This window comes from Xanthomonas campestris pv. badrii (assembly GCF_012848175.1).
Lineage (GTDB): Bacteria > Pseudomonadota > Gammaproteobacteria > Xanthomonadales > Xanthomonadaceae > Xanthomonas > Xanthomonas campestris_C.
The window spans coordinates 2,431,104-2,452,263 of the sequence record NZ_CP051651.1 but is presented as its reverse complement, the minus strand read 5'-3'; the positions used below and the strand labels follow the sequence as shown (position 1 = coordinate 2,452,263).

Genomic DNA, 21,160 nt, shown 5'->3' with positions numbered 1-21,160 from the left:
TGCGCAGGCCGGTTGCGCTGCAGTGGCCTGGTCCGGCGCATACGCAAGTGGCGCGGGCAACACGCAGGTCGGTGCTTGCACGCCGCTGCGCTGGTCTGTACCTGGGCGACGTTATGGGTGATGACGGGGTTTGCGGGGCAGCTCGTCGCACAGGAACGGCCGGGGGCACGGCCCAATGCACTGATCGGCGAGCCGCGGTTCCATGGTCTGCAGCACCCGCTGCCCGATAGCACGGTGCCGTTTGCGCCTGGCGGGTACCTGGCCCGCGTCTATGCGGCCGATGTGGCGCAAGGGGCGGGGCAGGTGCCAGGTACCGACTTCTGGATCGACCGCATGCTGGCCCGTGACGGCACCGCCGGAGGCTTCGACGATCATAACGACTGGCTGTTCACGCGCGGGCGCGCAGTGTTCCTGTCGCGCCATGTGCCCGGGCAGCCGGGATTCGTCGGCCAGCTGGCGTACTGGCATGCCACCGACTACGACGCGCTGTTCCGCATCCAGTCCACACAGGGCGCGCGTGCGGTGCAGTGGACCGAGCGCGCGTCGCAGCGGCGGCAGACGCCCAGCTATTTCAGCAGCGTGTTCGAAGATGCTGCTGCTGGCGTGCGCATGCGCCTGGTCAAATACATCACCGAGCAGAACGTGGCAGTGGCCAGCATCGTGCTGTCCAGCCTGGATGGCGCCGCACATACGCTCTCGATACAGGCGGTGTCCCCGGTGGCGCAGCACGCCGACGCTGACGAACTGATAGGCGCATTCGAGGCCTATAACGCCATCACCACGGTGTTTGCGCGCCTGTCTGGCGACGGCTTCCAGGTCGATGGCCAGCAGCTGGTGCGCGTGGTCGACATTCCCGCCAGTGGCCAGAGCGCCGCGCTGAAGGTGCAACTGGGCCTGCTGACCCGCGAACTGCCCGAGGCGCGTGCCGAGTACCTGCGTATCGCCGCGCAGACGCCGCAGCAGGCCTACCAGCAGCACGTGGCCAGCTACAACCGCTGGTGGGTGGACAACCTGCCGTATCTGGACACGCCCAACGAGAGCATCACCAAGAGCCTGTTCTACCGCTGGTGGTTGTTGCGCTTCAACTTTCTCGATGCCGACGTGCCGGGCAACGACTATCAGTTTCCGGTCGCCATCGAAGGCGTGCTCGGTTACAACAACGCCATCGTGCTGACCAGCGGCATGTTCGTGGATGATCTGAAGTACCTGCGCGACCCGTTGTATGCCTATGGCAGCTGGCTCAGCGCCGGCGAAACCGCAGGTGGCGGCAAATACACCGACAACCCTGGCTCGCCGGAGAACTGGTCCAATTCCTACGCGCAGTACATCACTGCCGCGGCATGGCGCGCGATGCAGGTGCATGGTGGCCCGGCGGCATTGGCAGGCAAGTTGGCGCGCTATGGGAGCGGCGATGTGGACGGCGTCTTGGCCGCCTACGATCTCAATGGCAACGGCTTGATCGAATACGACTGGGCGGCGATGACCGGCAACGATGCCGATGCAGTGTCCTTCGATTGGGCGAAACGGCACGGCGAGATCCGCATGGACCGCAGCGAAAGCGCCTATGTGTACGCCAATGCACAGGCCGCCGCCCAGGCTGCATCACTGGCCGGCGATACCGCCACCGCGCAGCGCATGCAGGCCACCGCGCAGCGCATTCGCAAGGCCGTGCTCGATGTGTTGTGGCAGGACCGCAGCGACAGCGCCGATTCGGTGGGCCTGTATGGCGATCTGCTCAAGCAGCGGCAGGCAACCGGGCCGCGCCTGGCGGTGGATTGGAAGGAGACCAACAACTATTACCCCTTCAGCGTCGGCCTGATGCCCAGGCAGGGCGATGCCGATCACGATCCCAAGTATGTGCGCGCCCTGCGCCTGTTCGCCGATGCGGCGCAGTATCCGGTGTTTCCGTTCTACACCGCCAACCAGGTCGATCTGCAGGCGCGTGGCAGTGGCGCAGAGGCGGGCAGCAACAACTTTTCCACCATCAATGCGACCGTGGCGTTGCGCCTGTTCGGCGCGGCCTTGCGCGACTATCCCAGCCCGTACCTGAGCGCGCACGACTACCGCACGCTGCTGTACTGGAATGCGTGGGCGCCCTACATCGACGGCGACAACCGCTACCCGGACCAGAACGAATTCTGGGCCAAGGGCAGCGCCAGCGACGGCGGAACCATCGGCTACCGCTCGTGGATCCATCACACCCAGCTGGGCGCCACCAACTTCACCATGATCGAAGATGCGATGGGCTTGCGCCCGCGTAGCGACGACAGGATCGAGCTGTATCCGATCGATATCGGCTGGGACCATTTTGCCGCCGACAACCTGCGTTACCGCAACCGCGATCTGGGTATCGTCTGGGACCGCGACGGCACGCACTACGGTGGCAAGGTGGGGCAGGGATATAGCGTGTACCTGGACGGCCGGCTGGCGTTTCGGGTGGACCGCCTGGCGCATGTGATCTACGACCCGGCTAGTGGGCAGGTGCGGGCCGCGCCGGATGCGGTCAATCGTCAGGGGCCGGCGCAGGTGCTGCAATCCCGCCCCATGCAGCTGGCGTCGATGACGCAGGTGCCGGTGGCCCGCGGCTCACGGTTGGCAGACGTGCTGGCCAAGGCCGGCATGGATGTCGCCTTGCCGCCGGACCACAGCGGCAATCTGGCCGAGGGCGCAACGGTGAGCGCCAGTTTCGCCGCAGCCGGCTACCCGGCGGCCGCCGCAGTGGATGGCAGTACCGCCAGCAGCCCGTTCTGGGGCACGCTGGGCTCGCCGTCGGCCAGCGACTGGATCGCACTGGATCTGGGCCGCGAGCAGGACCTGGATCAGCTGGTGCTGTATGTCTACCGCAGCTCGGCGCCGCAGGGCAGCCAGCACGGCGCTGCCTCCGGCACGCGCGCAGGCTATGCCGCGCCCTGGAGCTACACCTTGCAGTATCTGCACGACACTGCCTGGACAACGGTGTCCGGGCAGGTGCGCGATACGCCGTTTGCGCAAGGCAACCGCAACCGCGTGCGCTTCCCGGCCGTGCGTGCGCGCTTTGTGCGCGTGCTGGTGGCACATGCGGGCGGCGCGCGCACCGGCCTCAAGGAAATCCAGCTGTTCCACACCGGCAGTGCACCGCCGGCAAGCGGCGGTCTTGCAGCGCCGCAGGTGGACGCATGGCAACTGGACGATGCCGTCGCGGCCGCGGACGTGGTGGTGAGCGGCCGTGTGGCTGCCGGCGCGATCTCCACCACGCCGCTGCAACTGCGTTGGCACGTCGTGCAGGCGCCACACGGCGGCGATGCGCTGTTCGCCGACGCGGCAGCGCTGCAGACCGCCGTGCGCTTCACCCGTGCCGGGCGCTACACGCTGCGGCTGACCGCCAGCGATGGCATCCGGACGGGGCAGGCCGATGTCCGGGTGGATGCACCGGCCATGCCCGACGCGCCGCGTATTGCCCTGCAGGGCCTGGCCACCGCCAGCGCGGAAGCCACCAGCGCGCACCATCGCGTGGAGGCGCTCAACGATGGCGTGATTCCGGCACCGGGAAGCACCCCGAACAATGCGCGGCGCTGGGGCAATTACGCGCGGGTGCAGCCGGCGTCGGTGTGGCTGCAGTACCGCTGGCCGCTGCCGGTCCGGCTCTCCTCCAGCGCACTGTCTCTGTGGAACGACCAACCCGACGGCGCGGTTGCGCCACCACGCAGCTGGAGGCTGCAGGTGTTGCGCGATGGGCACTGGCAGGACCTGTCGAGCATCGGTGGTTATCCGATCGCCGACCCTGGCACGGCCAGCCTCGCCACCTTCGCCCCGGTCGTCACCACCGGCCTGCGTGCCGTGCTTACCGCCCAGCCCACACCGAAAGGGCACGCTGCGCTTGGCGTGGACGAGTGGCAGGTGTACGCCGAGCGCCCCAGCCGGCTGGAAGATATCGATGTGCGCAGCGCGCCTGGCCAGCTCCCCGCGTTGCCGCACACCGTCACCGCCTTCTTCGCAGACGGCAGCGTCCTGCCGGTACCGGTGCAGTGGCCCGAGCTGCCGGTGAGCCGGCTCGGCGGCGAGGGTGCAGTCGAACTGCAGGGGCTGGCCGAGGGCGTCATCCCGGTCAAGGCCACCATCTGGGTGCGTGCAACGCCGCCCGGGCAGATCAACACCGTGCAGGCGTTGCCGCCGGTGAGCACGCTGGCGGGGCAGGCACCCATGCTGCCGGGGTTCGTCACGGTGCAGTACAACGACGGTTCGCGCGAACGGCTGCCGGTACGGTGGCCGGCGTTGCAACCGGCGCAGTCTGCGCAGCCGGGCGAGCTCCACGTGACCGGCAGCGCGCAGGGGCGTGCGCCCGCCGGGCAGGTCCAGGTTCCGTTGCTGCTTCGGATCCAGGCGGCCACGCCGTGACCGGCACCATCGCGCGGATGGGCGCGTTGCTGTGCGCGGTGTCGCTGTCCAGTCTGCCAGCGTGTACTACCGCGCCGGCGCGCGCCACGCACCTGCAGGCAGACGGCAACCCGATCGTTGCCGACGGCAGTGTGTATTCGGCAGATCCGGCGCCACTGGTGGCCGACGGCAAGCTCTACATCCTGGCCGGACGCGACGCCGCCGCACCCGACCGCAATGCGTTCGTGATGCCGGGGTGGCAGCTATTGGTCAGCCGCGACCCCGATCGCGGGCAGTGGCTGCATTACCGCGATCTGCTGCGGCCACATCAGGTCTTTGCCTGGGCCGGCAAGCAGCATGCCTATGCGGCGCAGATCGTGCAGGGCCCGGATCGACGCTATTACCTGTATGCGCCGGTGCAGCAGCGCGCCACCCACGATGCCGATCCGTTCGCCATCGGCGTGGCGGTCTCGGACAGTCCGCTCGGGCCGTGGACCGATGCGCACCCGCAAGGGCCGGTGGTGTCGCAGTCGGTGCCTGTGGCAAACACCATCCAGAACATCGACCCCACCGTGCTGGTCGACGACGACCGGCGTGCGTACCTGTACTGGGGCACGTTCGGTGCCTTGTACGCAGTGGAGTTGCAGCACGACATGGTCACCTTCAAGGGCATGCCGGCGCGGGTGGACACGCCTGCGGGGTTTTTCGAGGCGCCGTGGCTGTTCAAGCGCCATGGCAGCTACTACCTGGCGTACGCCGCCAACGACGCCGGCCGCGGCTCGGCGTGTACGCCCACGCTGTATCACGCGTGCATTGCCTATGCCAGCGCGCCCACGCCGCTGGGGCCCTGGACCTACCGCGGCATCGTGCTGCCGCCGGTGTCATCGACCACCTCGCATCCAGGCATCGTCGCCTTCCGCGGGCAGTGGTATCTGGTCTACCACACCGCCGATGCGCGCGGCGGTGGGCACTTCCGTCGCAGTGTGGCGATCGATCGGCTGGAGTGGGACGACAGCACGCAACCGGCGCGTATCCGCACGGTCGCGCCAACCCGGCGCCCCGTGCCGCCACGGCCGTTGCAACGCAATCAGGCGCCGTTCGCCTGGGCCAGCGCCTCCAATGATGCGCAGCTTCCCGTGCAGTTCTGGATGCGTGCGCTCAACGACGGCGTCGTCAAGGCCAACCCGCTGCCGCCGCAGATGTGGGGGAGCTGGACGCCCAACAATCCGCCACAGCAGTGGATTCAATACAGCTGGGCACAACCGGTGACGCTGGCGCGCAGCCGTCTGGTGTTCTGGGCAGACCAGCGCGCCGGTGCCTCCGTCGGCGTGGCGCTGCCGGTACGCTGGCATCTGGAATACCGCCGGGATGGGCGCTGGCAACCGGTGCAGCCCATCGCGTCTCAGCGCACCCACGGCCATCGCGACCAGAGGCTGTCATTCGCGCCAGTGACCACGCGCTGCATGCGGGTGGTGCTGCAAGCGTCCGGCAGCGGAACGCAATACGCGGGGCTTGGCGTACAGGAATGGGAAGTCCTGGCTCCGCAACCGCACCAGGTGCCGGCAGCGAGCGAAGCCGACGCCGTACGCTGCGATCTGCCATGAGCGAGATCGCAGCGTCTTGCCATTCCTTTTCATGAGAACCCACGTGCATTCCAGATTGCCGAAGCGTCTTCGCACCATTGTCAGTTGTTGCCTGGGCGCCGCACTGTGGTCGGGTCTGGCACAGGCCGCCACCGCGCCCACCGCCGCGCAGTACACCCAGGCGATGGAGCTGTCCGATCGTTACCTGTCGCTGGTCGATCACGAACCTGCCGAGCCGGTGTGGGTCGATGCGGGGCGCTTCCTGTACCGGGGCGGTGTTGCGCGTGCCAATCGGGTGCCGGCCACCGAATACCGCCTGGTGGATGCGGCCACCGGCCGCAATACGCTGGCCTTCGATCATGCACGACTGGCAGCAGCCTTGCGCCAGGCCGGCGCGAAGGATGTCGACGCGGCCGCACTGGCGCTGAAGCAGCCAACGCTTGCGCAGCAGCGCCTGGGCTTTCAACTGGCGCGGTTGGGCTGGCAATGCGATCTGGCGCGGTATCGCTGTGCGCGTCAGCCCGATAGCGATGAGCCAGCCGAAACGATGGACATGGCGCTGCCGCTCGAGCAAGGCGAGCGCACCGCCAAGGCATCGCCGGACGGGCGATGGCGCGCATGGGTGGAGCAGGGCAACCTGGTGATCGCGTCGAAGGACGGCGGCGACCGCCGGGTTCTCAGCCACGATGGCAGCAGCACAGACTATTACGCCATCGACAGCGTGGAATGGTCGCCGGACTCGCAGCACCTGGCCGCCTACCGGGTCAAGGCGCCGCCGCCGCACCTGGTGTACTACATCGAATCGGCGCCGGCCGATCGCGTGCAGCCCAGGCTGCATCAGCAGATCTATCCAAAGCCGGGCGATGCGTTGCCGGTGATGCAGCCGGTGCTGTTCGATATCGCCACCGGTGCGGCCCACCCGGTTGCGATGACGTTGTTGCCCAATGCCTTCACGCTGAACAGTCTGCAGTGGTGGAAGGACAGCCGCGGCTTCACCTTCGAGTACAACGCGCGGGGCCACCAGCTCTATCGCGTGATCGAGGTGGATGCGCGCACGGCGGCCGCGCGCACGCTGATCGAAGAAACCTCGCCCACCTTCATCGAATACTCCGAACTCAGCGGCAGCCACGAAGACGGCGGCAAGCACGCGCGCAAGGATCTGGCCGACGGTGCGCAGATCCTGTGGGCGTCCGAGCGCGATGGCTGGGAGCATGTGTATCTGTACGATGGCCATCGCGGCGAGGTGATCCGCCAGGTGACACGTGGCGACTGGGTGGTGCGCAAGCTCGACTACATCGACGAGGCGGCGGGCCAGCTGTACTTCACCGCCTCGGGCATGCAGCCCGGGCAAGACCCGTATTACCGGTACGCCTACCGCATTGGCCTGGATGGCACGGGCCTGACGGCGCTGACGCCGCAGGCCGCCGATCACCAGGTGAGCTACTCGCCGGACGGCAAGTGGTTCGTGGATCTTTACTCGCGCGTGGACCTTGGCCCGGTGCTGGAGCTGCGGCGCAGTGCCGATGGCGGATTGGCACAGACGGTGGAGCGCACCGATCTGAGCCGGCTGCTCGCCAGCGGCTGGCAGCCGCCGTTGCCGTTCCATAGCCTCGGGCGCGATGGCAAGACCGAAATATGGGGGGTGATCCATCGCCCGCAGCAGTTCGACCCGCAGCAGCGGTATCGCACGGTCGAGTACATCTATGCCGGCCCGCAGGGATCGTTCGTGCCCAAGACGTTCAGTGCCCGCGTGTTTCCCCTGACCGGGATGGGATTCACGGTGGCGCAGATCGATGGCATGGGTACCAACAACCGCTCGCGCGCCTTTCACGATGTGGCCTGGCGCAACCTCAAGGATGCCGGTTTGCCCGACCGCATCGCCTGGCATAAGGCCGCTGCCGCGCAGTATCCGTGGTACGACATCGCCGGCGGCATCGGCGTGTTCGGCACTTCAGCCGGTGGGCAGAACGCGTTGGCAGCATTGCTGTTCCATCCGGAGTTCTATGTGGCCGGCGTGGCCAATTCCGGTTGCCACGACAACCGCATGGACAAGATCTGGTGGAACGAGCAATGGATGGGCTGGCCGGTCGGGCCGTGGTATGCGGAATCCTCCAACGTGGAAAACGCCGCACGCCTGCAGGGCCATCTGCTGCTGATCACCGGCGACATGGACATGAACGTCGATCCGGCCAGCACATTCCAGGTAGCCGATCGCTTGATCAAGGCCAACAAGGATTTCGACCTGCTGGTGGTGCCGGGCGGCGATCACGGCGCCGGCGGCGATTACGGCAGGCGGCGCCTGCTGGATTTCTTCGTGCGCTGGATGCAGCGCGCCCCAACGCCGGACTGGAACCGCAGCCCGGCAGGCACTGCACCGCAGGCAGCGGTGCCCGCCGCACCATGATGCACGGCCCGGCGCCGTGGTGCGCGTGATCCGGCCAGGCTGGTTGCCGCCATCGCGCAGACGCGTCGGACCAGGCATGCAGCTGTCATCACAGCGCATGCCGATGGCCACGGGGGCATGGCTACGCGGATGACGGTGGAGCGATCAGACACAACCGCACCAGCGCTGCAGTGCCCGCGCATGCGCGCGCCGACCATGCTGTTTTCCGCATGCGCTGTCGCCAAATGCGACAAGACGCCGCGGGTGCGCACAGGCACATTGTGACCAGCTGATGAAAGCGGATCGCATTGGGCGACACCGCTGCGTACCAACATCCATCCGACACCGCGCATTGCGCACAGCCGAAAACGGGCGTGCGCCTGACAGGTGTCGAGCGTGCCCGCAGCACGCGCGTCGCACACGGTGTGCGGCGGTGCGCTGCTCCCTGTCCTGACCCGCGCTGGCACATGCCGGCACGGACCGGCGTTGCCGATCGTTTGCCCATGTTCTCCCAGGAGTTCCGCATGCCGATGTCGCTGTTGCCGCAATCTCCAGGCCGCGCTGCCGCCACCCGCCCGATCCAGCACGTGCTCGGCAGCGCATTGTCGGTGGTGCTGTTTGCAGGTGCGGCGTTACCGGCGCAGGCACAACAGGCAACCGGCGGCGATGCAACCCAGACCCTGGACAGCGTAGTCGTCACCGGCTCGCGGTTGCGTCGTGTGGATACCGAAACCGCCAACCCGGTGGTCACGGTGAGCCAGGAACAGATCGCTGCCACCGGCAAGGCCACGGTGGGCGATCTCTTGCAGGAATTGCCATCGATTGCCGGCAATGCCACCAACCCGTACACCAATAACGGTGGCGGCACCGGCGCATCGGCGGTCTCGCTACGCGGCCTGGGCGACAAGCGCACGCTGGTGCTGGTCAACGGCATCCGCCTGGCCTACAACGATGTCAACGCGATTCCATCCAGCATGATCGAGCGGATCGAAGTGCTTAGCGATGGCGCATCTGCGGTGTATGGCTCCGATGCGATCGGCGGCGTGGTCAACTTCATCCTGCGCACGCGCTTTGACGGCGTGCAGTTCAGCAGCGACTTCGGCACCAGCAGCGAGCGTGATGGCAACCGTCGCAACTTCGCGCTCACCACCGGCAAGACCTGGGAGCGCGGCAGCCTGATCGGCGGGCTGTCGTATCACAGCATCGACCCGGTATCGGCCGGCGCGCGTGCCTACTCCAGGGATGCGCTGGCCTTGATGGATGGCCAGCCGGTCAAGCAGGGTTCCTCCGCCACACCGACCGGCACGGTCAGCTTCAACGATGGTTCCGATCAATCAGCGCAACTCACCCAGGCCAATGGCTGCGGCCGCGTTACGCTCAACAGTGGCGTCAGTGGGCGTGCCGGCCCGGGCGATTTCCATTGTTACGACGCCAGCGCAGATTCGTACAACTACCAGCCCTTCAATCTGCTGCAGACCCCGCAAAAGCGCACCAATGCCTTCCTGCTGGGGACGTTGCGCTTCAGCGACAGCGTGGAGGGCTACGTCAACACCTGGTTCAGTAAGACCGAGTCGGCATCGATCATCGCGCCGATTCCGATCTTCTCCAATGGCGACAACATCCTGGTGTCGTCGCAGAGTTACTTCAACCCGTTCGGGGTCAACTTCGGCACCGACCGCACCACCGGCACCTCCTACAATGACCTCAACACGCGTGCCACCGTGCTGGGCAATCGCAGTTATCAATACAACACCTACAACTTCCAGATCAGCCCCGGTCTGCGTGGCCGTTTCGGCGACAGCTCCTGGCAGTGGGACGCCACCTTCAACTACGGCAAGGTCAAGCAGAAGTCCATCAACAACGGGTTTCTCGACTATGCAACGTTCAATCAGGCGATCGGCCCGTCGTTCCTGGACGGCGATGGTGTGGTGAAGTGCGGGGCCGCGGGCGCGGCGATCGCCGGCTGCACGCCATTGAACTTCTTCAATCTCAACGACAGCGCCAACCTGGATACGCTGCAGGGCATGGTGGTCAACCCGATCGTGACCAGCGTCTATACCGTCAAGCAGTTCGAGGCCAATGCCAACGGCTCACTGTTCGCATTGCCTGCCGGTGAAGCCAGCCTTGCCGCCGGTCTCTCGTACCGTAAGGAACGCTCCACCACCGCATCGGACGCGTTGTGGACGGGCGATGAGGACGGCCTGTGCGGGGTGATCGAATTCTGCGCGTCCACCCTCAGTGGCAGTTTTGATGTGAAGGAAGCCTACGCAGAGGCCTTGTTCCCGCTGCTCAAGGACCTGCCGGGCATCGACGCGTTGAACATCACGGTGGGTACGCGCTTTTCCGACTACAGCTCGGTCGGTAGCAAGACCAATAGCAAGCTGTCGCTGGAATATCGCCCGATCGAGAATCTGCTGGTGCGTGGCACCGTCTCGCAGGTGTTTCGCGCGCCGAACATCAACGAGCTGTACGCCGGTGTCGCCGGCGATTCCGCCACGGTCAACGACCCGTGCAATGGTTACACCGGTGGCAACAACGTTGCCTGCGCGAACGTGCCGACCAATGGCAGTTATCAGCAATCGGACGGGCAGGTGGCGGGCAAGGTGTCCGGCGCCGCAGTGGCCGGCTACCAACTCAAGCCGGAGACCGGCAAGTCGTACGACGTGGGGCTGGTGTACGATCCGCAGTGGATCGACGGCCTGTCGCTCAGCGCCGACTGGTGGCGCATCGATCTGGAAGACACCATCACCACGGTCTCCGCGCAGACGGTGCTCAACCAGTGCTACGCCAACTCGGCCAGCGCGTTCTGCGCGCTGATCCATCGCAACGGCAACGGCACCATCAATTACATCGCCGAGCCCACCGTCAACCTGGGCAAGCTCTGGGCCAAGGGCATCGATTTCAATCTGACCTACCGCCTGCCGGAGACCGCCTGGGGCCGGGTCAACGCCGGTCTCAACGGGACCTACCTCACCCGCTACGACGTGCTGCCCGATACCACCGACCCCAGCTCGGTCACCATCCACAACGTGGGTCGCTATACCCAGGCCTATGGCAACTTCCCGCGCTGGCGAGCCCTGGGCACGGTGAACTGGGCATTGGGCGACTGGAGCGCTACCTGGCGTATTCGCTACGTCGGCAAGACCGACATCGGCAATGCCGATCTGGACCAGAGCCTGTCCGCCGATGCGGGTATTCCCGGCGTGGTGCGCAAGATCGGCGCCTATGTCTACAACAATCTGCAGCTGGGCTACGAGGTGCAGCCCTGGCATACGCGCTTGGAGATAGGCGTGGACAATATCGCCGACAAGCAGCCGCCGCTGTATTACTCCAACAATGTCGGCAACGCCAACACCGACGTCGCCACTTACGATCTGCTGGGGCGGTTCTATTGGGCACGCGCCACGGTGAAGTTCTGAGGTGCGGCCGTGTCGTCGCTGTGGGGCGTGGCCGGAGCGGGTTGGTCGTGCGCGCCACGGTTGTGCAGTCGCCAGTAGTCATCGCTGCACAGTCCTTCGTTGCAATGGTGCGCGCAGTCCGTACGTGCCGACAGGAGCTAAGCTGAGGCCATGACAGAGATGCATGCGAGCGAATCGACCGACACCCACGCACTGAGTCTGTCGCGGCGGCGTTTTCTGGCCTGGAGCAGCCTGGCGGTGGCGGCGGGTTTCCTCCGGTTCCCGGCCCAAGCCAGCGCTGCGCAACCGGGGAGTGTGCGCGCGGTGCCGCTGGCCCAGGTCAGGCTCACGCCTTCGTTGTTCCTGGATGCACTTAACACCAATCGCCGTTATCTGATGCGGCTGGAGCCGGACCGCCTGCTGCACAACTTCGCGCTGTACGCCGGCCTCGACCCCAAGGCGCCGGCCTATGGCGGCTGGGAAGCGGACACCATCGCCGGGCACACGCTCGGCCACTATCTCAGCGCACTGGCGCTGATGCATGCGCAGACCGGCGATGCGCAATGCCGCACGCGCGCGGCCTATATCGTCAGCGAACTGGCCCGCTGCCAGGCGCATGCCGGCGATGGCTATGTGGCCGGCTTCACCCGCAAGAACGCAGCAGGGCAGATCGAAAGCGGTCGCGCCGTCTTTGACGAACTCAAGCGCGGCAAGATCGATCCTGCGCCGTTCTATCTCAATGGCAGCTGGGCACCGCTATACACTTGGCACAAATTGTTCGCCGGCCTGCTCGATGTCCATGCGCACTGCGGCAATGCGCAGGCGCTGCAGGTGGCAGTCGGTTTGGCCGGGTATCTGCAAGGCATCTTCTCCGCGCTCGACGACTCGCAATTGCAGAAAGTATTGTCGTGCGAATTCGGCGGCCTCAACGAATCGTTCGTCGAACTGCATGTGCAAACCGGTGACGCGCAATGGTTGGCACTGGCGCAGCGGCTGCATCATCACGCCGTGCTCGACCCGCTGGTCGCCCAGCGCGATGAGCTGGTCCACCAACATTCCAATACCAACATCCCCAAGCTGATCGGCCTGGCGCGCGAATACGAGGTGACCGGCGATGCCGCATCCGGCGCCGCCGCCCGTTTCTTCTGGCACACCGTCACCGACCACCACACCTATGTGATCGGCGGTAACGGCGACCGCGAATATTTCCAGCAACCGGACAGTATTTCGAAGTTTCTCACCGAGCAGACCTGCGAGCATTGCGCCAGCTACAACATGCTCAAGCTCACTCGCCACCTGTATCAGTGGGGGCCGCAGGCAGCGTTCTTCGACTACTACGAGCGCACCTTGCTCAATCATGTGATGGCGCAGCAGCATCCGCGTACCGGCATGTTCACCTACATGACACCGCTGCTGGCCGGCGAAGCGCGCGGCTGGTCCTCGCCGTTCGACGATTTCTGGTGCTGCGTCGGCAGCGGCATGGAAGCGCACGCCCAGTTCGGCGATTCGATCTATTGGGAAGACGGGCAGGGCGTCTACGTCAATCTGTATGTGCCCTCCACGGTGCGCGATGCGGGCGGGTTTGCGCTGAGCTTGCGAAGCACGCTGCCCGAGCAGGGCCAGGTCACACTGCGCATCGACGCTGCGCCAGCGGAGGTACGCACGCTGGCCTTGCGCGTGCCGGGTTGGGCCGGTGCGCACGCATTGCAGGTCAACGGTCAGCTGCAAACACTGCAGCCGATGGATGGCTACCTGCGCATTGAACGGGTCTGGAAGGCCGGCGACACCGTGTCCCTGCAACTGGAGATGCCGCTGCGCCTGGAACCCGCCCCCGACGACCCTGCCTGGGTGGCGGTCATGCGTGGCCCGCTGGTGTTGGCCGCCGATCTTGGCGACGCCGCAAAACCCTGGAACAACGCAACGCCCGCGCTGATTGGCGGCGACGACGTACTGCAACGCCTGCAGCCACTACCGACGCACGGCCATTACCAGTACACCGACGGCGCGCAACAGTGGCGCCTGTCGCCGTTCTACGCCCAGTTCGACCGCCGCAGCGCGGTCTATCTGGAACATCGCGATGCCGCTGCCTGGCAGCAACGCCAGACCGAACAGGCCGCCCGTGCGCAACGACAAAAGACATTGGACGCCAGCGCACTCGACTACGTGGCGCTGGGCGACGAAGCCTCCGAGAAAGCCCATGCCCTGACTAGCGCCAGCTCCTACGCCCTCAGCTATCGCCGGCGCGCCGGCCGCGACGCCCGCACCGGCGGCTTCATCGCCTTCACCGTGCGCAATACCGCCCAGGCCCGCATCCTGCGCCTGCGCTATTGGGGCGACGAAACCCGCCGTCGATTCCGCCTCCTCGCCGACGGCGAGCTCATCGCCAACGAGCGCCTCGATGGCAACCGCGGCCTGGATTTCGTCGATGTGGATTACGCACTGCCAGTGGCGGTCGCCGGCCACGCTACCTTGCAAATTCGTATTGAACCGGAGACCGGTTATTCAGCCGGGCCTGCCTTTGGGTGTTGGGTATTGGAGTCGGTTTGAGTGTTGCAGCCAGCGCATGTTATTCATATTGACGAGCTGCTACGAGACATCGGAAAGCAGGAAGAGGGGGGGGAATTTATTCGTACCCCTTGAAGCTTAGAATTTTCGCGTCTTTTTACTTAGCGTGTATTCGCCGCCGCCTATGATTCCTAAACGCCTGTCCACTAAAAAGACGACTACTATTTTTGAGGGTGTTTGGGGAATTCCCATGGCGTATGAGTCAAGCTCTCTCAATGTTGAGTACTCGCCGCTGGGCGGATACATGGCTATGATTCGATCTTGAAAATCTTTGCTTGCCGCTTCAATCGCTTTAATGGTTTCTGCATCATTGGGTTCGGCGCCAGAAACGCCGGCTAAGACTAAAGATAAAAATAGCATGAAGAATTTGAATTTCATAATTGCCATCCGAATGCATTGCTGAGAAATTCCAGGAGCTTGTTGTTGTTGCTGTCACATCCACAGCCGGAGCTCGAAATCGCGTCAGGGAGATCACTGTAAGGCGAGCCTGAAGTGGAAAATCTCAATAACTTGCCCGAGGGTGTTCCTAAGTAGGCGGCATCCCCATAGGATATTCTTGTGTCAGCCTTTGAGAACGCTTCCCCCACATAGCCGGGAGTTACATCTCCGTGCGTGTGGTACGCGCCAGTTGCTCCATCTGGCCGCGGGCTAGGATTCACTGAAGAGTCAGCCCGCGACGTGGCGCTGTGTAACTGTAGTACTTGTTCGATTTTTGATATACCCAGCCGCCGTATTCCAAGTCTTCCTTTATCGACGTCGGTAGGATGTCTTTAAGCGCCTGAGCTGCCGCCAAATTTTCTGTCCTGTAACAATCACCCGGAGGCAGGCCAAGTTTGTCCGACCAACGGAATGGGCTTGAACGGCCATATATGTAGGTGCCGATCCCTCCGCGAATCCAATCGGATCACTCTGCCCATACCGCCCGGTAGCCGCCTCATAATCCCGGAAGTAGTTCTGATTCAACCCACTCGCCGCATCGAACCGCTGCCCCGGGAAGCGCATATCCAGCACCACCGCCACACCATCCCCATCAGGATCCTGATTCGGTGCGGTGTTGCCGAAGGCTTCGCCCTTCAAGCTCCATGTCCATACCGCCACATCGCGCGTGGGATCGATCACCACGCGGGGGCTGCCCAGGTGATCGGATTCGATGTAGTGCAGCTTGTTGGCATTGGCCAACAAGCCGACCGGTAGATCGTCCAGCCAGATCGCCTGCTGCTTGGGTGCGCCGTTGTTGTCGTAATCGCCCAGCCAGTGACCGGCTTCGTCGTAGAGCGTTTAGGTGTTGGTGGTAGGTCCAACGGCGGGCAGTAACGTGTGTTGCTCAGCAAGACGCAAGGGGGCGCTACTGGCCTTGGTCATGACGACATCTGCGGCTTGGTCTTATGATTTTTGTGGGTGCTGGTCGGTGTGCCATAATGCTAATATATGGTTTTTGCATTCCTTAGAAGCTAACGTCGATAGATTTAATTGGACGTGCATTTTGAAGCAAAGGGCCCTCGGGCTGGTTCAATATAATAAAATAATCCATCGCCATCTGTTGCTAATATTCCTGGCCCTTCTTGAGTGCACCTAAGATAATAAAAATATGGTTTTTTTTTCTTTGCTTCCGGAAATTTTGCTGAGCGAATAAGTAAAAGGGTGTCTTCATGCATTCCTTTTTCTATTATTTTTAGCTTTGATAGGAATGTAGTGTCTTGTGATGAAAACATTACGGCAATCTGATTTGCGTCTACATCATGCTTCTCATAAATATTTGTAGAGCTCTTTGGTAAGAATTCTGGTATCCAGCCCTTTTCGATAGCTCCATCCTCTAAGGCATCTTTATATGTAGGATAATTCTTGAAATTGGCCCCTTTCTCACAAGCGCTTAAAGCGATTAACATGGCGATGGCTAGGTAAATGAGTTTCAACTTATTTTCCCCAGTCAGGGCGGTATTCGAGCATAAATTTTCTGCGTGCTAATGGCAGATTATCCAGCAATGGGGAACATCTGGAGCTGCAGTCGACGCCTGCTGGGCAGGTGGCCCCAATTTTGTTTACGGCCATGTCTGCGGCGTTGTCGCTAAGCATTTCATCGATTGAGAGTTCGCGGTCTCCGTACTTCCCGACAAGATTGAGTGCGAAATCACGAATTTCCTTATTTTGCATTTGATCCAGAACCATTTGCGAATCGCCCGAAGCCTTGGTGGCTTTGCACGCCGCTAAGCAATGGAAGAATTGATCTGTCCCTCTTACATTCTTCTTAAGCATTTCCTGATACGTTTGCGTCAGCTGAGACATTGAAATTTGTTTCCGCCGTTGGTCTTGATAATCTTTTTGTATTTGAGATTGACTTGGTAGCTGGTTGTCATTTATTAGTCCGAGAGAATCCGAGAATTTATACGGATCGGAGCTGACGTAGGAAAAAGTTGCGCTGCCACCGGATAAACCAATTGGATCACTCTGTCCATAACGCCCGGTTGCAGCGTCGTAGTCCCGGAAGTAGTTCTGATTCAACCCACTCGCGACATCAAACCGCTGCCCCGGGAAGCGCATATCCAACACCAGCGCCGCACCATCTCCGTCAGGATCCTGATTCGGTGCGGTGTTGCCGAAAGCTTCGCCCTTCAGGCTCCATGTCCACACCGCTACATCGCGGGTGGGATCGACCATTACGCGTGGGCTGCCCAGGTGATCGGGTTCGATGTAGTGCAGCGTGTTGGCGTTCGCGAGCAGGCCAACCGGGAGATCGTCCAGCCAGATCGCCTGCTGCTTGGGCGCGCCGTTGCTGTCGTAGTCGCCCAGCCAATGGCCGGCTTCATCGTAGAGCGTGTAGGTATTGGTAGTGCCGAGGAAGCGGCGCACCTGCTCGCCACGACCGTTGTAGCGGTAGTTCATCACCAGCGCGCCTGCACGCTTGGCCATGCTCATACGACCGGATGCGTCGTAGGAGAACTCCCTCGATTTGCCGCCGATCGTCAGCGTATTTCCCGTCTTGTCGTAAGTGCGCGCCACGCCAGCGACTGCACTCAAGCGATGATTAGTCGTTGGATAAGTGTAAGCCTGTGTGACGGTACCGACCTTGGCGCTGAGGCGATTGCCGGTGGCATCGTAGCTGTAGCCGTCGATGACGGTTCCAGTGACACCATCGGTAAGGGCCGTGAGGCGGCCGAGCGTGTCGTAATCCAGGCTGATTTCCGGCACCGCATTGCCAGCGGGCGTCAGCGCGGTGAGGTTGCCGACCGGGTCGAAGCCGAAGCCCACTTCCAACCCGCCCGGGCGTGTGTCCTGAATCGCCTGCGGGCGATAGTCCAGATCATAGAGGCGGGTGAGGGTGCGGCCATTGCCGTAGGTCCAGCCGGCGGCCGGACCGAACGGGTAATAACTGGCGCTGCCCAGCAGCACTTGTCGGCTGCCGCCGGCCGGGGTCACGCCGACTTCTGTGCTCTGGCCCTGAGCGTTGCGTACGTAATCCACCACCGCGCCATCGGGATAGGTCACGCGGCGCAACCGGCCGCCTACGGTGTAGTCGTAACGCAATACCAGCGCTGTGGCATTGCTGGTCTGCACCTTGCGGGTTACATCGCCAAACGCGTTGTAACAATATTCGGTACTCCCACTGCCATCGCTCATGCGAGCAAGGCGCCCAATGAACGATGCTTCGCCAGGCACGCAGATATTAGGCAAGGTATCATAGGTGTAACTGATATCCAGGCCGTCGGTCGGCTTTGGATAGGTCAGCTTGGTCAGGCGATTGAGCGCGTCATAGCTGTAAGTCGTGATAACCCCTCGCGCATCGGTCTGACTGGCACGGTTGCCGGCGCTGTCGTAGGTGTAAGCGGTGATGCCAGTGTCTGGACTGACCAGTTTTGTCAGGTCGCCGAATCCATTGTACTCGTAAGTGGTACCCAACCCTTTTGGATCGGTAACCTTCGCCAAGTTGCCCCGGTAATCATAGGCAAACTTGGTTTCGGCCTTGATGCCGTTGGCATCCTGCAAGGTGCGTGCAAGCCTATCCAGCGCGTCATAATCGCTCAGGGTGGCGGTGCCCAAAGCGTCGTTCACTGCGACGGTGTTGCCTTTCGCGTCGTAAGCAAAGTCGGTCGGATCGCTTGCGGCCGTCGCCTGGGTCTTGAGTTGTCCGAGCTGATTGTAAACGCGGGATAACGTCCGCTTCAGTGTTCCGGCGACATCCCGGGTATCTTCTTTGATCCGGTTGCCAGCGCTATCCAATGTGTAATGCAAGGTGTTCCCGGCATTGTCGGTAACATCGGTAAGGCGATGCGCACCGTCATACCCGAAAGTCGTGAATCCGCCGTCAGGTTGGGCGACTTGCTTGATCAAGCCGGTGGGCCAGTAGCCGATCCGGGTAATTCGGTCGTCCAGGTCGCTTGCTGGATCGGCTCCGCGCACTTTGGTTGCGGTCAACCAGCCACGACGGTGGTAGCTGTAGTCGGTGATGTTGCCGTCTACATCTTTAATAGAAAGCGGGCGGCCCGCACCATCATAGGCAAGATACTCAATTACCTGCCCTAATGCATTGGTGACTTTCCAAAGGTCACCTTTGCGGTGCGGACACGTCGCTGGTGATCCCGCACAGGAGCTATCGTCATTCCCATAGTACGTGTAGGTAGTCGTATCCGGCACATCCGTGCGTGCCCCATCAGATAGTGTGATCAGCCCTAGGATAGGGCAGCTACCCGCATCGAAAGCCGCTTGTTCGCAGTACTCATTGCGTGAGGTTCTCGCTACACCGCTGACCGCATCTGTTTGTGTCCTGGCGATTCGCTGGCCACGCGCATTGTAGGTAAAGACGTTGGACTGGCGTAACTTGCCTTTAGGGTCGTAGATCCTGTGTTCGAGCAGTGCATTGCTGGCGACATCGCGGACGAATTCCTCGCGCTGCTGTTGCGCCGTACCCGCAGCCTGAATGATTGCGGATAGATACGTCGCCTGGTATTCGTACTTCGTGACGGTTCCAGCACGATCAGTTTTCGATTGCAGACGGCCATCGGCGAAGTAAGTAAGTTTGTCACTACCGCTTTCGCTGGAAAGGTTCTCCAGCGATCGATACAAACCTGATCCAGCAGTGAAGGTTTTTTTCTCGCCAAGCGCATAGGTCACGCTGGTTGTCGTCGGGCTATCGTAGCTCAGCGAAACGGCGTCCACCTGCTCGCTTCCGGATTCCAGCGCACTACGGGTCACGCGGCCGTGGGGCTCGTATTTGAACGTGCCATAGCGACGCCCATCCTCCGAGGTGATGCCGGTGAGGTGATGTGTCAAGCTGGGTTCGGCAAGGCCTTGTTCGTGATAGTGATAGCGCTTTACGCTGCCATCGCCATAGTCTACTGCGGTAAGATTTAAATCCCTATCGTGCTCATAATTTATTATTTCTCCGTCGGGAAGTGTGATCGACCGAAGGAGATCGAATGCGTAGTTGAATTTGATCTGTCTGCCGGACGCATCTGTTACTGAGGCCAATTCTTCTTCACTATAAGAAAGTTTTACGTCGTTCGAAGGATTTGCCGGGTTTCGTATGGATAGCAGCGCACCGTCACGATTGAAGTCGCGCATCTCGCCAGAGGACTCCATTAGACGATACTGCACATCGGGCGTGTTCAGGTAGAACATCGTCCGATTTGAGTTTGCGCCACGATAGATATTCCCATCTACTTTGACGAAATTCTCATAATTGCCTTCCGCGTCGATCAGGACGGGCGAATATGTGTCTGTTGAAACGAGATAGTCGCTGTAACTATGCGACCAGCCGACCGCGAAAGGATTCTCGCGGTCTCGGAATTGAGCAAGCGAATGGTAGTGCCTGGAAAAGGGTCTCCCCGCAAATATGAAGTCGGTTTCTGTTCGCGTCTTGTCGCCAGTGGTGGGGTGGCAAGGGTTGGCGGTGGAGCAGCTCGATATCTGGCTTGCTCTGGCGGACATGAACGAAAAATCTGCACTCGATCCGCACATCAGCGCCTGTGGAAGCTCGCTATCGGTCCAGCCGCCGCCGAAATTAGGCGAAAGACCAGGCTCACAAGATATCAGGCGTCGCTTGTAGGTCGACCAATTGAGCTTTCCCTTCGTGACCGTGCCGTTAGATGCAGTGCAGGTAGTCTCGCTGCTGAAGTCCTTTTGACCGTAGCGGATGGCATTTCCGCTCAAGCCAAGGTTTGTGGTGTTGTAGTCGCGGGTTATTTTGCCGAGGTCGAGGCTGCATCCAGCTTTGATGCGCGTGCGAAGATGCGCTAACGCGGCGGTAATCAGCTCGCCCTCGTTGGTGCAATACGTCGAGTAGTTTGGATCTTGAGGCGCTGCGCAGCCTGGATTGCCTTGCCCGTGAACACCCATGTCAACCGTGTAGATCGGATCGGCAATTTGTTTCGCTGGCCGATCCAAAACGTCGTAACGCAGCGAAAGCTGCCCGGTGAGCGGGTTGGTTACGGAGGTGAATGTGTGCTGGAGATACTGTCCAACGCCGGTGTATTGCTGGCTGGCAGCTAATGCCGCCAGTGCCTCAGCGTGGGTCGGATAGCATCCTCCCGAGATGCAGAATTCGGCGGGTGGCAAGGCCTGTGCGAAAACTGGCTCGATTGGAGCCGATGCAATATAGGCAATCGAACAGACTAGGACTCTTGCCAATACCGTAGTTGTCCTCGCGAGGCAGAACCGCGACGAACGCAATGCGAAGTTGGTCCCTGGGGAACCCCTGTCCATGCAATCTTCCTTTGATATGAGCTCTTGAATCTCCTGCCGGCCTAGCCGGCGGGAGTACTTCCTGTTCGACGCAACGATCCATGCGGTCGCGCCTGAGCCTACGCTTTCAATATCCTAGCGTCCAGTGCCGAAGCCAAGGGAACGGCAACAATTTTTCAGGACGAGGCCAGTCCGCTGCGAGA

General features: G+C 62.2%; 8 protein-coding genes and 1 pseudogene. 5 read left to right on the top strand and 4 right to left on the bottom strand.

The annotated features are described in order from the left end of the window. Positions 1-120: 120 nt before the first annotated feature. From HG421_RS10320 to HG421_RS10300, 5 genes are all read left to right on the top strand, one after another. A complete protein-coding gene (locus tag HG421_RS10320; RefSeq protein ID WP_169706306.1) occupies positions 121-4,374 on the top strand; it encodes an Ig-like domain-containing protein in 4,254 nt (1,417 codons plus the stop codon). After that, entirely contained in the window at positions 4,371-5,957 is a 1,587-nt protein-coding gene (locus HG421_RS10315; protein ID WP_169706305.1) for a family 43 glycosylhydrolase, read from the top strand. The genes HG421_RS10320 and HG421_RS10315 overlap by 4 nt, the downstream gene beginning before the upstream one ends. Positions 5,958-5,988: 31 nt before the next feature. After that, positions 5,989-8,340: a S9 family peptidase gene (locus tag HG421_RS10310; protein ID WP_169706304.1), complete on the top strand. Its 2,352-nt coding sequence runs from the start codon at positions 5,989-5,991 to the stop codon at positions 8,338-8,340. 503 nt (positions 8,341-8,843) lie between these two features. Further along, a complete protein-coding gene (locus tag HG421_RS10305; RefSeq protein WP_169706303.1) occupies positions 8,844-11,738 on the top strand; it encodes a TonB-dependent receptor in 2,895 nt (964 codons plus the stop codon). A gap of 150 nt (positions 11,739-11,888) precedes the next feature. Next, the gene (locus tag HG421_RS10300) at positions 11,889-14,264 is read left to right on the top strand and encodes a glycoside hydrolase family 127 protein (RefSeq protein ID WP_169706302.1); all 2,376 of its coding nucleotides are present in this window, start codon (positions 11,889-11,891) and stop codon (positions 14,262-14,264) included. Between the two features lie 96 nt (positions 14,265-14,360). On the opposite strand, the gene HG421_RS10295 is transcribed toward HG421_RS10300, so the two are convergent. The 4 genes and pseudogenes from HG421_RS10295 to HG421_RS10280 all read right to left on the bottom strand — a co-directional run bounded on the left by HG421_RS10295 (position 14,361) and on the right by HG421_RS10280 (position 20,978). After that, positions 14,361-14,660 carry a hypothetical protein gene (locus HG421_RS10295; RefSeq protein WP_248279494.1) on the bottom strand — a complete coding sequence of 100 codons (300 nt, stop codon included), beginning with the start codon at positions 14,658-14,660 and terminating at the stop codon, positions 14,361-14,363. After that, positions 14,657-15,560 (bottom strand): annotated as a pseudogene (locus HG421_RS21535) (DUF4329 domain-containing protein); the annotation flags it as partial. The gene HG421_RS10295 and the pseudogene HG421_RS21535, both read right to left, overlap by 4 nt. A 188-nt stretch (positions 15,561-15,748) precedes the next feature. Continuing rightward, positions 15,749-16,195, bottom strand: a complete 447-nt coding sequence (locus tag HG421_RS10285) for a hypothetical protein (RefSeq protein ID WP_169706301.1) — start codon at positions 16,193-16,195, stop codon at positions 15,749-15,751. 1 nt (position 16,196) lies between these two features. Continuing rightward, entirely contained in the window at positions 16,197-20,978 is a 4,782-nt protein-coding gene (locus HG421_RS10280; RefSeq protein ID WP_248279492.1) for an RHS repeat-associated core domain-containing protein, read from the bottom strand. Positions 20,979-21,160 lie beyond the last annotated feature (182 nt).